Annotated in this window: 17 protein-coding genes and 1 riboswitch; of the genes, 11 read left to right on the forward strand and 6 right to left on the reverse strand. The window is 53.7% G+C overall.

Annotated elements, in window-relative coordinates:
• Position 1: 1 nt before the first annotated feature.
• On the reverse strand, positions 2-1,150 hold the full coding sequence (locus N6V40_RS08650) for an acetyl-CoA C-acetyltransferase (RefSeq protein ID WP_131088674.1): 1,149 nt from the start codon (positions 1,148-1,150) through the stop codon (positions 2-4).
• Positions 1,151-1,233: 83 nt separating this feature from the next.
• Complete coding sequence (locus tag N6V40_RS08655; protein ID WP_262197322.1) at positions 1,234-2,082, reverse strand: alpha/beta fold hydrolase; 849 nt, start codon at positions 2,080-2,082, stop codon at positions 1,234-1,236.
• A 187-nt stretch (positions 2,083-2,269) separates the two neighbouring features.
• Between N6V40_RS08655 and N6V40_RS08660 the strand changes: the two genes are divergently transcribed.
• Positions 2,270-2,776 (forward strand): 2'-5' RNA ligase, encoded by a 507-nt coding sequence (locus N6V40_RS08660; RefSeq protein WP_262197324.1) that lies wholly within the window; start codon positions 2,270-2,272, stop codon positions 2,774-2,776.
• Between the two features lie 37 nt (positions 2,777-2,813).
• Here N6V40_RS08660 and N6V40_RS08665 read toward each other — a convergent pair whose 3' ends face one another.
• The 3 genes from N6V40_RS08665 to N6V40_RS08675 form a co-directional block, all read right to left on the reverse strand.
• Positions 2,814-3,146, reverse strand: a complete 333-nt coding sequence (locus N6V40_RS08665) for a YhaZ family DNA alkylation repair protein (RefSeq protein WP_262197325.1) — start codon at positions 3,144-3,146, stop codon at positions 2,814-2,816.
• Between the two features lie 44 nt (positions 3,147-3,190).
• A complete protein-coding gene (locus N6V40_RS08670) occupies positions 3,191-3,934 on the reverse strand; it encodes a DNA alkylation repair protein (RefSeq protein WP_262197327.1) in 744 nt (247 codons plus the stop codon).
• Between the two features lie 134 nt (positions 3,935-4,068).
• Complete coding sequence (locus N6V40_RS08675; RefSeq protein WP_131088670.1) at positions 4,069-4,365, reverse strand: Fe-S cluster assembly protein HesB; 297 nt, start codon at positions 4,363-4,365, stop codon at positions 4,069-4,071.
• A gap of 189 nt (positions 4,366-4,554) precedes the next feature.
• Between N6V40_RS08675 and N6V40_RS08680 the strand changes: the two genes are divergently transcribed.
• From N6V40_RS08680 to N6V40_RS08710, 7 genes are all read left to right on the forward strand, one after another.
• Positions 4,555-5,145 carry a GNAT family N-acetyltransferase gene (locus tag N6V40_RS08680; RefSeq protein ID WP_262197330.1) on the forward strand — a complete coding sequence of 197 codons (591 nt, stop codon included), beginning with the start codon at positions 4,555-4,557 and terminating at the stop codon, positions 5,143-5,145.
• An 88-nt stretch (positions 5,146-5,233) separates the two neighbouring features.
• Entirely contained in the window at positions 5,234-6,001 is a 768-nt protein-coding gene (locus N6V40_RS08685; RefSeq protein WP_131088668.1) for an isocitrate lyase/PEP mutase family protein, read from the forward strand.
• A 54-nt stretch (positions 6,002-6,055) separates the two neighbouring features.
• Entirely contained in the window at positions 6,056-6,736 is a 681-nt protein-coding gene (locus N6V40_RS08690; RefSeq protein WP_262197331.1) for a VOC family protein, read from the forward strand.
• 129 nt (positions 6,737-6,865) lie between these two features.
• Positions 6,866-7,624, forward strand: a complete 759-nt coding sequence (locus N6V40_RS08695) for an alpha/beta fold hydrolase (RefSeq protein WP_262197332.1) — start codon at positions 6,866-6,868, stop codon at positions 7,622-7,624.
• Between the two features lie 126 nt (positions 7,625-7,750).
• Positions 7,751-8,212 carry a GNAT family N-acetyltransferase gene (locus tag N6V40_RS08700; RefSeq protein ID WP_131088665.1) on the forward strand — a complete coding sequence of 154 codons (462 nt, stop codon included), beginning with the start codon at positions 7,751-7,753 and terminating at the stop codon, positions 8,210-8,212.
• A 4-nt stretch (positions 8,213-8,216) separates the two neighbouring features.
• On the forward strand, positions 8,217-8,648 hold the full coding sequence (locus N6V40_RS08705) for an OsmC family protein (protein WP_131088664.1): 432 nt from the start codon (positions 8,217-8,219) through the stop codon (positions 8,646-8,648).
• Positions 8,649-8,942: 294 nt separating this feature from the next.
• Positions 8,943-10,202, forward strand: a complete 1,260-nt coding sequence (locus tag N6V40_RS08710) for a mechanosensitive ion channel (RefSeq protein ID WP_131088663.1) — start codon at positions 8,943-8,945, stop codon at positions 10,200-10,202.
• Positions 10,203-10,285: 83 nt separating this feature from the next.
• Here the strand turns inward: N6V40_RS08710 and N6V40_RS08715 are convergent, their stop codons facing one another.
• Positions 10,286-11,320, reverse strand: a complete 1,035-nt coding sequence (locus N6V40_RS08715) for a GNAT family N-acetyltransferase (protein WP_131088662.1) — start codon at positions 11,318-11,320, stop codon at positions 10,286-10,288.
• A gap of 11 nt (positions 11,321-11,331) precedes the next feature.
• Positions 11,332-11,436, forward strand: a riboswitch (TPP riboswitch).
• Here N6V40_RS08715 and N6V40_RS17670 point away from each other — a divergent pair.
• From N6V40_RS17670 to thiS, 3 genes are all read left to right on the forward strand, one after another.
• The gene (locus tag N6V40_RS17670) at positions 11,434-12,132 is read left to right on the forward strand and encodes an NAD(P)/FAD-dependent oxidoreductase (protein WP_396267613.1); all 699 of its coding nucleotides are present in this window, start codon (positions 11,434-11,436) and stop codon (positions 12,130-12,132) included. Its footprint overlaps the riboswitch before it by 3 nt.
• Complete coding sequence (locus tag N6V40_RS17675) at positions 12,105-12,560, forward strand: FAD-dependent oxidoreductase (RefSeq protein ID WP_396268641.1); 456 nt, start codon at positions 12,105-12,107, stop codon at positions 12,558-12,560. The genes N6V40_RS17670 and N6V40_RS17675 overlap by 28 nt, the downstream gene beginning before the upstream one ends.
• Entirely contained in the window at positions 12,557-12,802 is a 246-nt protein-coding gene (gene thiS, locus N6V40_RS08725) for a sulfur carrier protein ThiS (RefSeq protein WP_131088660.1), read from the forward strand. Before N6V40_RS17675 ends, thiS begins: the two co-directional genes overlap by 4 nt.

Raw genomic sequence — 12,802 nt, forward strand, 5'->3', positions numbered from 1 at the left:
TTTAGAGTCGTTCAATGATGGTGACGTTGGCTTGTCCTCCACCTTCGCACATGGTTTGCAAGCCCCAACGCGTGTCACTACGTTCTAGCTCGTGTAGTAGCGAAGTCATTAAACGTGCGCCGGTGGCGCCGATGGGATGGCCCAGCGCAATGGCGCCGCCGTTAACATTGACCTTAGACATGTCGGCACCGGTTTCCTTCTGCCATGCCAGTACCACTGAAGCGAAGGCCTCATTGATTTCGATACGGTCCATGTCCGCCATGGCCATACCGGTGCGTTCCAACGCGTACTTGGTGGCACGAATCGGTGCGGAAAGCATCATTATTGGATCATCTGCACGCGCAGAGACGTGGTGGATGCGGGCCCGTGGTTTTAGACCGTAACGTTTTACTGCTGCTTCGGAAGCGATCAATAGCATGGCCGCACCGTCAGACATCTGGGATGCAGTGGCTGCGGTATGCCGTCCGTCGTGGACGATTGGCGCGAGACTTGCCATCTTGCCGCGGTCCACGGCCCTGGGACCTTCATCTGTCTGCAACTGATCCATGGCCAGGATTTCTCGGTCAAAATATCCTCGCGCTTGAGCAGCCAGGGCCCGTTCATGGGAGGTGACCGCGAAGTCCTCTAATTGTTCACGCGAAAATCCCCAGTGTTGAGCCATCATTTCGGCTCCGCGGAATTGCGAGATTTCTTGGTCTCCGTAGCGGGCTGCCCACAGCTTGGAGCCGGTGTAGGGATCCGGGAATCCAAAGTCGGTGGCTGCCGTGTTGGAATAGGACAACGGAATGCTAGACATTGACTGAACTCCGCCAGCGATGATCAGATCACTGCTGCCACTAGCGACCGCTTGGGCTGCATAGGACACCGCTTGCTGTCCTGAACCGCACTGTCGTTCAACGGTGGTTCCGGGGACTAACTCGGAGAGTCCAGCCGCTAGCCACGCATTACGGGCGATGTCCATTGCTTGAGGACCTACCTGGTCGATACAGCCAAGAATGATCTCGTCGTATTGGTCAGAATCAATGTTGTTTCTTTGCACCAGCTCAGCGAGCGGAAAAGCAGCAAGATCTAGGGGATGGACTTGGGAAAGCGCCTTTCCGCGCCGCCCCACTGGAGTTCGAAGTGCATCGATGATGTAAGCCTCGGCCATGAGGGTCCTCCAGTTTGTTCACGTCAAAGTCTGTGTTTGACCAACAATGCCCAAGTCCGTAGCCGTTGTCTAGGGTAATGAGCTCAAGACTTTTCCAGCCCTAACATCGCGTCAGAAATCTCTTGAACGCTGTGATCGGGGATAGCAGTAGAGGCCTGGTCTAAGACGAGCAATGTGGCCCCGGGGATCTCGCGGGCCAGGGCTTGGCCGTTTCCGAGCGGGAAGAACGGATCCTTGGCACCGTGGATCACTAAGGTAGGTATCTGAAGCGACCCCAAGCGTTCTCGCCAACGCGGAGTGCAATCAATTTTTGAGAAAACGATGCCCAGCTGATTGGCCATGTGTACTGGCACAGTGTTGGGAGAGGTCCGCTCCCAAATACGCGAGGCAGTGTGCCGTGCTTGAACTGGATCATCACCCAAGATGCCGGCGCCAATGGCCGAACTGTCCGCTACGGCTTCGCGATCCGTCCAATCGGGCATGGACGAAGAGAATAACTGGCCCATGATCTGCTGATCATGTTCCGGTAAATCTTCATCAACAGGGCCCGGTGCGACAGGTCGTGTTCCGTATAGCGTGAGAGCAGAGAAAGCATTTGGAGCATCCAGCGCCGTTACTTGAGCGACCATGCCGCCCACGCCAATGCCAGCTAGATGTGCAGGACGTGGATCTAAACTTTGTGCCAGAGCAACAGCATCCGCAGCGAGATCGCGCAGCGTGTATTTCGGGTTCATAGGATCTTCGGTATCGGATTCTCCACAGTCACGTAAGTCGTAACGCACTACATGTCGGCCAGCATGGGCGATTTTTTCACACAGCGCATCGGGCCACGAAAGCATGGTGGTTCCACCAATGAGCAGCATGAGCGGATCAGTATCATCGCCGAAACTTTCGATACCTAATTTCACGCCATTAACTTCACGCGTTGCCATGTTGTTTCACCCATCAACCGTCAGCGAACTTACACGCAGCGCGGTTGAGAGTAGCGCTGCGCATGTAAGGCTTTGACGCTCATCCTGTCCCACACGCTGCAAAGCGTCAACCAGAGGATCGGCCGAATCGAGAACACTAAGCGTGAGAAACTACAACGAAGAGCAAGCTGAACGGGGAGTGATAAAGATGAGTAGATCACCAGAAAACATCTTGTTGCACTTATCCGAGTCGGAGGAACAACAGGTTCGTGAAATCTTTGCAGCGTTAGCCCTGCAGGGATTTCCCGTACAGAATCAGACTCCACATATCAGCATTACTTTCGCGCCAAAACTAGCCGACGAAGTGATCCATTGCGCCATGGACCTGCTGCCGGCAGTGATCCCGGCACAACTCAAACGAGTGGGAACGGTGGTTTTCGGAACCAAACGCAAACAAACCGTTGCCTGGTTATTGGAAACTTCCCCTCAGTTAGAACACGCGGGCCGAACCAACAGTGAAGTGAACACTGTTGGACACGGGCCACGATGGATCCCGCATCTGACCATGGGGCTACGACTTCCACGCGAGATAGTCCCTGAATACCTCCAAGCGCTCGATGAGTTGGGAGCCGAGTGTTGCCGAGAATTCACTGCCATTCGAGCTGGGTACTGGAAGCCAGGTTTGCAAGAGCTAACGGTACTTGCCCAGGGGTGAACCTAGGTTGGCTTTGGTTCAGAAGCTCTTCCCGTAACTAGGAAGATTTATCGGTGAGTTCGGGCATGAGCTCAAACTCTGCAGTATCGGTAGGCACACCATTAACTTGCAGGGACACTGAATGCGTTCCGGGGTAGTAGCGACGAGTCGTAATGGCCTTGAAGGAATGCGAACGGGCAATATCAAGGGTTTCGCCTGGGGACAGGGTGCGAGTCGTTAGCTTAAAGACCTTGGCTGTGGTTGATCCATTGGCCTTTTGGTGGTGCAGCACGTAGTCGATGGCAAGCTGTGTAGGCTCGGCACCGGTATTGCGGACAGTCGCAGTGAAGTTCACGGTTCCGCCCCAAGGAACCTGGGATTCGTGGATCAATGGCCCGTTGATCTCAACCGTCGGAGTGCCAAAACCAAGTAGCGCTAACGCCGCAGGATTACCTTTTTGATCAGCGTGCGCAGTGCATGCTTGACGAGTTTTGGTGTTGTGGCCTCTGGCGCTTGCATCCAGCGCTGGGCTGTTGAGGTGACTAGTTCGGGATCGTGGCGACTGATGTCGTTCAGGTGGTTAGCCACCGAGCGTCTAACGTACTCACTTTCATCACGGTAAAGCGCATCAAGAATTGGAATAGTGCAGGCCGGGTCATTCACGATCTGAGGAACCCTGACCGCCCAAGGCAAATAAGGACGTGTGCCTTCGCTTGCTAGCCTGCGTACATGCTCATCGGATGAGTCGGTCCACTGCCTGACAAGGTTCAGCGCTGCGGGGAGGTCATGCCTGAGCAAAACACGAATCGCAAATTCCGAGGACAACCGTGGGGTGAGCAAACCCAGCAGCGCCATGGCGTCGGTAAACGACGCTGTCGTATTTTCACTGGCGGCACGGGTTGCCACCGCGGAGGTCACCGGCCAGATCATCCACCCGCTAAAGGTCTGCGAGATTTCAGCAGTCTTCTTCACCACATTGGCCAGCTGCGTATACGACTCAGGGTAATCGGCAAGCAGGGCATCGCGCAGAGCGTCGGAGCGTTCACGCAGACTCAGCGGATCCAGAATCTTTGTTGCGCTACGAAGATTTTCTAGAGAACACTGCGGGTCGACTGCGTGGATTTCGTGTACGAGGCGTTCGGCTACGTCTACACCGATAAGTTGATCAGCAAAAGGCATATAGCCATTCTTGACCGGATCGGCCCAACCTGCGAACCCGTTTGGTCCAACACCGGCTTAGGGCTTAAACACAGTGAGAGCCACCAAAGTAGGTGGCTCTCACTGGAAGTCTGTGGGGTAGTGCTCTAGAACTATTAGTTCTGTACTAGGATCTGGAAGCTGACGCCGCCCTGCTCGTCCACTGCTGCGTCCAGTACCTTGTCGTCCAGGTCATCGGCGATGAGCTCGTCCAGGTAGACAGGGCTACCTTCACCCGAAACAACAGTGTCGGTTTCTTCTGGTTCAGGAACAATCTGAATGGCAAACGCTGCTTCTTCAGGTGCGTTCGTAGCGTCAGCCTGGTGGATGCGCAGGCCTGCTTTTTCGGCCTCAGACTGGTTGGTGACGATTGCGGTCACGATGGATGATGCTTGATCGGTCAGTGCGAGCACGATGGCTCTCCTTCCGGTTGCGTACATACCAAGGTCAAGGCATGTTCGTGCCACGATTCCAAAAACTGCAGTGAATCTCAAACTCGCTTAATAGGCACGAAATATCCTCCCCACGCAGCAGTAAAATCAGATAGGGTCCGCCCATGAACGCCTAGACTGGCAGGAAAATCAGATTCAAGGGGAGTGGCCGTGGAACAAGTACCGGGCCTTGACGTGGCACATTCGGTCGAGGGTTCGTCAGCTCAACCCACACGACGGATCTTTGCAACCTCGAAGTCTCTGGCGCTCGCCGAGTTCTTGGAAACTGACATTGATGCACTGCATTCCTTTGCCTCGGATCCGATGGTGTGCAGATATAGCCTGTGGGGTCCCAACAAGCTTGAGGAGTCTCAAGCCTTCCTGAGCGACGCACTGGTGACCAAGCCCGGCAGGTTAATGATGGCGGTCATGTTTGGTGGCGCGGTCATTGGGACAGCGTCGGTATGGACCACCAATGAAGAACAACGAATCGGCGAGCTTGGCTACACCCTGCATCAGGATTATTGGGGACAGGGCTTGGGGACCGAAGTAGCAGTCGCACTGGTAGACCTAGGATTCCGGCTCTTGCAGCTTCGCCAGATTGAAGCGACCTGCGATTCACGAAACGTCGGTTCCAGTAAGGTGCTCATCAAGGCCGGTCTGAGATTTGTAGGACGAAGGGCTGAAGATCCAGGCAGCACCGGTGGCAGGAATGAAACTCTGCTGTACATGGTTGAGTCTGAGACAAGAGCTCACAACTGATCAAGCAGCTGAGAGTTTTCCATAGTCCCTTGGTACATGCTTGCGGCTACGTAGACTGAGCACGAACCACTTTCTTCAGGAGGTCACCTTGTCAGTATTCAAAGAACGCGCCCAGAACCTAGCCCGCTTACACGAGTCGGGAGAGCTACTGGTCATGCCCACCGTATGGGATACATTCAGTGCCTCGCTGGCCCAAGAAGCTGGGTTTGAAAGCCTGACTATCGGCAGTCACCCGGTGGCAGACTCCATCGGCAGTGCCGATGGGGAGCAGATGGATTTTGCTGACTACCTTGCCGTAGTTCAGCGGATTACCGGTGCCGTGGAAATCCCGGTCAGTGCCGATGTTGAGTCGGGTTATGGACTAAAGCCTGAGGAATTGTTTGAACGCGTTTATGCTGCCGGTGCAGTGGGCGTGAACATTGAAGATGTTGTTCACGGCGAAGGTAAGCGCGTGCGAGACCGCCAAGAGCATGCCGACTACATTCACGGTGTTCGCTCAGCGGCAGATGCGGCTGGCGTTGATTTTGTGATCAACGGTCGAACCGATGCGGTGAAGCTGTCCGAGCAATTTTCTGATCCGCTAGGTGAAGCTATCGCCCGCATCAAGTTGCTTGAAGAGGCCGGGGCTCGCAGCGTATATCCCGTGGCTCTGTCCAGTGCGGATCAAGTGAAACAAGTTGTTGAAGCCGTATCCATTCCAGTGAACGTGACGGCTCACCCGGTGACCGCTCACGCTGCTGGTGATCTTGCCGCCTTGCGTGAACTGGGTGTTCGTCGCGTGAGCTTCGGCCCGCTGTGGCAGAAGTGGCTGGCTGAAGTTTCCTCGCAGCAGCTGAGCGCTTGGCGCCAGGGCTAAGAATTCAAAGTCAAGAAAAATCGGACTACGAGAAACTGATTATCGAGGGGCGAGATGTACTGGGAAAATCTGGTCTTTGACGCATCAAATCCGCATGAACAGGGCATCTTCTGGGAAGAGCTGTTCAGTGCGGAAACGTTGAGTGATAATTCCGGCGGCTACGAAACGAGACTTCAGTTTTCGGATAATAGCTTCCTGGATCTTTGCTTCCCGACAGTCAGTGACTCGGGTGTTTCAGCGCAGCGACTATTTCCTGTGGTGATCGAATCGAATGCCGATGATTATGCAACATCGGCTCATTACCTCGCGCCGCGCAGGAAGCTACAGGACCGTGCTGGGCGAGATTACCTTGTAGTTGAGCCCGGCGACGGTTCGGCTCGATTTAAGTTATTAGCAGTGGAAGTCTGGAGTGCCGATCCAGTTCGCGATATCAAATTTTGGTCAGCACTGACCGGTTGGAAACAGAGCGCAGAATCGCCCACGGTACTCCAGCACCCAAATAAGGTCGGGCCACTTTTAGGCATAGTGCCACAACAGCAGGACAAGGCCGATTCCAAGAGTTCAATTCATTTAGATCTACGCTTAGAACCAGACGATGATGTAGAACAGATCGTTGAACGAGTCGAGCAGCTTGGCGGAAGCGAATTCCACCATGAATGGGGAGAGATTCCCTGGCGTGTATTTTTGGACCCATCGGGAAACGAATTCTGTATCCTGCCTGCGCCGACCAATTGACCTTGGACCCTGCCTTCTTTCGTAGACTTAGTTGCGTTGCCGAACACACAGTTCAGGAACGCAATCGCTGAAAGTGAAGTCAATACCGCAGTTATGGACACAACGACCAAAGCGCCGATGCCGTTATTTATGATCCATGGCAATGGAGTTGATCATCGGATACTGAAGCCGTTTGAACAGACTCTCCTCTCCGGCGAGATTTTTGAACTCCACAACATTGATCTTCCAGGATTTGGTGAATGTCCTGCGCTGGACGGGGTAGCAGGCCTGCCAGAGCTAGCTGACTGGTTAGAAAGCACCATTGAATCCGTGACGGCAGGTGCTCCTTTTGCGTTGCTGGGTAATTCGATGGGAGGACTGTTGTGCCAAGAAATGGCGGATCGATTTGCGGACAACGTGCAAGGCATCTTCCTGTTGGCGACGGCAGTATTTCCCCAAGCAGAATCTCGGACGTTACCTGAGCAAGCAGTCGTGGTGCACAATCCGGCGCTGCTCGATTCACTCCCTGAAACGGATGCGCAGCTGTTCTCCGACATCGCGGTAGTTCAAACAGAACAAAGCTGGCACGACTTTTCCCAGTGGGTGCTTCCTGGTCTGAAGGCCGCAAACCTTAGGGCAATGGCCAAGCTATCCAGGCGCTATGTTCTTGATCCGTTGCCACTGGATCGGGACTTTCAACTCACAGTGCCAGTGCGGATAGTTTGTGGGCGCCAAGACCATGTCACCGGATATGAAGATCAGAGCCTATTGCTGAACCGTTACCCGAATGCACGAGTAAGCATCATTGATGCCGCTGGACACAACGTACACATTGACCAACCCGAAGCCGTGCAAAGCGCCCTGCGCTCGTGGGTCGACGAAGTCCATGATTACCAGAGAACTAAGTGATTCGCTCAAGAAGTCGTAAGATATTCAAATCATGGCCCGCTGAACCGACGAATCGTCTCGGCGAAAAATCTGTATTCAAAGTTAAACCATGAATCAGAGCCTTTGCGCGGAGATAGGAAGTAATACATGGACGAGCAGATTGTCCTACGCGAGTGGACGAGCATCGATGAAGTTCCAGACCTGCTAGACGTTTGGAAAAGTTCCGTCGAACGACGTAAAGATTTCATTTCTGCTGCGGATCTTGATGCAGTAGCTAAAGCTTTGGAATCCGTCTATTCACAATCTTTAGAAGTGATCATTGCTCAACAAGGTGAACGGATCTTAGGGTTCGCGGCTTGGAATGCTTTGGAAGTTGAGCTGCTGTGGGTGCGCCATTCGGACCGCCAACAAGGAATCGGCAAGCTCCTTTTGAACCACATTACAAACAAGAGCCCAAACGTTGAGGTGCATCTGGACGCCCAGCGTGTGCTGGCCATTGAATTTTTCAGCAACTCCGGATTCAGCTTCATTGCTGGGGGCGACGGGGCGGCTTCACCGAGGACCGTATTACGTCACGAATGCTCACCGGCAGATAACGTGGCACGATAGTTTCATGAGTGAAAATAGCCGCGCACTGCGCGAAGTAAACGTCCAGCGCACCGAGTCAGGCAAGTATGTTGCAACCAGTGCCGCCTCCGGTGCGAGCATTGAATTTGGTCAGGGTGAGGGTCTGCTCTCGCCGGTTGAATTGTTGCTGGCAGCCATTGCTGGTTGCTCTTCAATCGACGTGGACGTGGCAACAACTCGACGTAGTGAGCCAGAAAAATTTGATGTTCAGGCAAGTGGATACAAGATCACTGAAGACGGCGCAAGCCGTATGGATGACATTCACCTTGGCTTTGATCTGAAGTTCCCGGATACCGAAGAGGGGCGCAAAGCCGCCAGTATGGTGGAGCGAATCGTCAAGCTATCTCACGACAAATATTGCACTGTCTCTCGCACCGTCGAGCTCGGTGCCTCCGTGGTCAGCGAAGTGGTTGAGTAAGTCCCTTGGAGTCGATTTGGGACTTGCGGGATAACTCTTGATCTAAGAAACCGCAAGTCACTCAGGTGAATTCACTGATTTGAAGATTTGATAAGTTTCAAAAAATTTTGTGATTCAGTTGTGCCTCAGGTCACTATGTGTGAATTTCGCTGCAGACGCCCATTTTTGCTTCGAATACCGCACTAAGACCTGAATATATCCAATGAGCGTTGGCTGGGAGTTACAGTCTTTGACCTAGTCAGCGTAGTTCCTTCATCGTAGGGTCGACTTGTCCCTACGTTGAAGGAGCGGAAAATGCAGTCTGGGAACGTCTTAGGCAACATAGACTGGGCGTCAATGCTACAGAAAGTAGCCATTGCGCTCGTCATTCTCATCATTACTTGGCTTGTAGCGCGAATAGTTCGTTGGGCTGCCGGCAAATTAGTGAGCAGAGTGAAGTTCTTGCAGAAGCAAGGAAATGACGGAACTCAAATAGGGCAATCCCTCGGCAAAGTTGCCGGGCTGATTGTCTGGCTCTTTGGCCTCGTCGCTATCCTCCAGGTCTTCTCGCTTTCAGAAGTTCTTTCACCGGTGCAGGGCCTGCTCGGTGGAGTCATGGCATTTATCCCGAATCTGATCGGTGCCGGCTTCATCTTCTTCATTGGCTATGTCATCGCAAATATCGTTCGACAGCTGCTGAATACCGGACTGGGAACGGTGGACTTTAGTGGTCTCGTTCGCAAGCTGACTCCAGCCAACGAACCCGTAGACGAAGTTCAGTCACGCGAAGCTCAGGCGAAGATCGTTGGAATCATCTCCAACATTGTGTTTGCACTGATCCTGCTTGTTGTTGCTATCTCGGCACTGCAGGTCTTGGGTATCGCGGCAATTTCGGATCCTGCCCAACAGATGTTGCAGCTGGTCTTCACCGCCATCCCGCAGGTCCTCATGGCCCTTGCGCTACTGGCAGTCGGCGTGCTGATCGCTAAGTTTGTGGGTCAGCTACTGGAAACCACCCTTCAGGGCGTGGGCACTGACCGTGTTGTTGCTGAATGGGGCGTAGTCCCAGACGGCAAGAGCGCATCGGGAATCATCGCTGGAATTGTCAAGATCGCCATTATTCTGTTCTTCGGCGTGATGGCAGCCCAGATGCTGAACTTCCCAGCAATAACCAACATCCTCAACGAGATTCTGAGCCTCGGTGGCAAGATCCTCTTCGGCGCAGCAATCATCGCAGCAGGTTTTGTCATTGCCAACGTGATCGGCAAGTTCTTGGGTGAAACCACGGCTTCGAAGATCATCCGCTACACCGCAATCGCATTGTTCGTAGCAATGGGTCTGAAGTACATGGGCATTGCTGACTCAATCATCAACATGGCCTTCGGCGCAATTGTCATCGGCGCAGCTCTTGCAGCAGCGCTGGCCTTCGGCCTCGGTGGACGTGACGCAGCGGCTCGTACGCTGAACAAGATTGATACCGACAAGGTCGTCTCCAACGAGCCAGGTTCGGCGCCGCCGGCACCGCCGGCTCCACCAGCACCACCGACGACTCCACCTACGACGCCTGGCATCTAACCAGCTAGATCAAAACATCAGGGACAAAATAAAAAGTCGTGGAATCCGCTATGGATTTCACGACTTTTTACGTGCCGTTGAACTTACTCAGTTAGGTTCAACGGCAATGGAACTACAGACGGGACTGGATCATCCCGAAGTCGTGCGTATGTAAAAACATCAATACGCTCACCGTCAATTAGGAATTTGCCCCGCTCAATACCCTCACGCAGAAAACCGTTCTTTTCAGCGACATGGCGGGAACCTGGGTTATTTGCGCGTAACCCTAACTCCACGCGGTAAATGTCCTGCTCTTCAAAGAGATAATTCGCCAGGGTGGCCACAGCCCGAGTAGTCAGTGACTGCCCTCTAAATGCCTGATGCATCCAATACCAAATCCAAGCATTCTTGTTACTTGAATCTAAGGTGGCGCAAACTAAACCAATCAATCGCCCGTTCTTCGTGATGGCCAACGGACATTGACGTCGCCAATCAGCTAGTAGGGCGCCAACATGTTTACGGGCGTTAGCGGGAGTGCTGGCCTCACCTTGACGATGCATTAGTGCATCAGAGGTAAAGGCTTCAAAAACCGCGTCGGCATCTGACGCCCTGAGCTTTCGAACGCTAATTTCATCACCGGTAGTTTCTACTTGCGCATTGGTGGTATCGCGTTCTTTGTCGGTTGCCGTTGCGCTCAGTGTTCCTTGGTGAAAGAGCATTTGCCAGCGGCCCTGATCGTGGAACCACAGGGAAGTGCGATGACTTGCCCTGTGACCGAAGGTGGACCACCGGAGCAACACAAGGTTTGTTGACAGTTGTGTACCAACAGGGTCATGAACCTGTCCTGCGCTGCCACCAGAATCCTCAGCGACCAACAATCTAAGAATCTGTTCTCGGTTGTAGGTACGTCCGCTGGCTCCAATCTCACCAAAGTTCTTGTGCAATAGAAGACTCAGCTGGTCAGGGTTGTTGCGAATCGTAGGAGACAGTAGCTGCTGCTCAAACTCAACGATGGTTTCCAACAACGTGGAACCAGCAACCAATTCAGCGGGATACTTCGGAAGCGACATGTTTGTAAGTACATCACAGAAGATGACGGAACAAAGTCCGCCGTAGTTCGCTTTTATGAGCTGGGTCATGCTTATAATCGCAACATCTCCGCGGGAGCCTGAATCGACCAGGCTGAGAGGGCACTGAGCCGACCGCTATACCTGATGCGGGTCATGCCGCCGTAGGAAGGAAGCGTGCGCCTATGCATGTCAACATCGTTGGTGCCGGAATCATCGGCCTAGCCACAGCGTTTGAGCTCAGCTCGCGCGGGCACACTGTCTGCATTATTGATCCTTCACCCGGCCAAGGCGCCAGCCATGCTGCCGCAGGAATGTTGGCGCCGGCAGCAGAAACCGTCTGGGGCCAAGGACCACTGCATCAGATGTTGGCCGCCTCCAACAAGAGCTATCCAGATTTTGTGAACAGGATTCAAGCGATCTCGGGCCAGCGTCCCGACTATCTGACAAGCTCAACCTTGGTGGTGGCGGCAGAACCCGCGGACCGTGAAGCCCTACACGAGCTGGTGGAATTACAAACTTCCTTAGGCCTGTCAGCTCAAAAGCTCTTGCCCAGCCAAGCGCGAAACCTAGAGCCTGCGCTGGCCAGAAACATTGCTGGTGCGGTGCTTTGCGAGGATGATCATCAAATTGACCCTCGCTCGGTGGTACGAATTCTTCTGGAGTATTTCCAGTCGGATCTCGTGCTTGAACAGTGTGTTGAAGTGATCAAGGATGACAAGAATCAAACCACGGCCGTGCTGACGTCTTCAGGTACAAGACTGGAAGCAGAGCAAACAATTCTCTGTACTGCCCTAGGAACGGTTAGGGAGTTCAACCAGCTCCCGTACGCCCGGTTTATGGTGACATCCTGCGGATCCAAGGCCCACCCGGCCCTGCATTAGTGACCCGAATTATTCGAGGCATCGTGCACAGAGAAAATGTCTATCTGGTTCCGCGCAAAGACGGAAGTCTTGTTCTCGGAGCCAGCGTGCGCGAAGACGGGAATCCACAAGTCAACGTTGGCGCCATGTACAACTTGTTGGATAACGCTCGCAGACTTGTTCCCGGCATCTCTGATTGCTCACTGAACGAGGTCATTGCCCGAGCTCGTCCGGCAACTGCCGATGACCGCCCGCTAATCGGTCGAATAGATCCAGGGCTGGTGATCTCCACCGGCTATTCACGTCACGGAGTGCTACTTAGCCCGTTGGGATCAACGCTTACCGCTGACCTGACAGAGCACCTGCCGGCCAGTGCGATGCTCAAGGACGTTGACCCGTACCGTTTCCCTACCTACTCATCCGACACACTTTTGGAGCAAAGTTCATGACTTCAATCAGCATCACGGTTAATAACCAACCCGTTCAGGTGGACGCAGGATTGTCCCTGCGTGAATTCATCGCCAGACACATCGGCAAGGAACTAGACAAAGATTCCAAAGCCATTGACGGTAGCAAACTTGGACTGGCCGCCGCGGTCAACGGGGCAGTGGTGCCGCGTAGCTCGTGGAACGGATTTGCGGTGCAGAGCGGGCACACAATCGAACTCGTCACGGCAGCACAGGGAGGCTGA

Source organism: Glutamicibacter sp. M10 (assembly GCF_025452055.1).
Classification (GTDB): Bacteria; Actinomycetota; Actinomycetes; order Actinomycetales; family Micrococcaceae; genus Glutamicibacter.

Coding starts and splice junctions, on each gene's coding strand:
- N6V40_RS08695 (WP_262197332.1), top strand. CDS start 6,866: ATGATCCATGGCAATGGAGTTGATCATCGGATACTGAAGCCGTTTGAA.
- thiS (WP_131088660.1), top strand. CDS start 12,557: ATGACTTCAATCAGCATCACGGTTAATAACCAACCCGTTCAGGTGGAC.
- N6V40_RS08655 (WP_262197322.1), bottom strand. CDS start 2,082: ATGGCAACGCGTGAAGTTAATGGCGTGAAATTAGGTATCGAAAGTTTC.
- N6V40_RS08670 (WP_262197327.1), bottom strand. CDS start 3,934: ATGCCTTTTGCTGATCAACTTATCGGTGTAGACGTAGCCGAACGCCTC.
- N6V40_RS08705 (WP_131088664.1), top strand. CDS start 8,217: ATGAGTGAAAATAGCCGCGCACTGCGCGAAGTAAACGTCCAGCGCACC.
- N6V40_RS17670 (WP_396267613.1), top strand. CDS start 11,434: ATGCATGTCAACATCGTTGGTGCCGGAATCATCGGCCTAGCCACAGCG.
- N6V40_RS08715 (WP_131088662.1), bottom strand. CDS start 11,320: ATGACCCAGCTCATAAAAGCGAACTACGGCGGACTTTGTTCCGTCATC.
- N6V40_RS08650 (WP_131088674.1), bottom strand. CDS start 1,150: ATGGCCGAGGCTTACATCATCGATGCACTTCGAACTCCAGTGGGGCGG.
- N6V40_RS08700 (WP_131088665.1), top strand. CDS start 7,751: ATGGACGAGCAGATTGTCCTACGCGAGTGGACGAGCATCGATGAAGTT.
- N6V40_RS08660 (WP_262197324.1), top strand. CDS start 2,270: ATGAGTAGATCACCAGAAAACATCTTGTTGCACTTATCCGAGTCGGAG.
- N6V40_RS08690 (WP_262197331.1), top strand. CDS start 6,056: ATGTACTGGGAAAATCTGGTCTTTGACGCATCAAATCCGCATGAACAG.
- N6V40_RS08710 (WP_131088663.1), top strand. CDS start 8,943: ATGCAGTCTGGGAACGTCTTAGGCAACATAGACTGGGCGTCAATGCTA.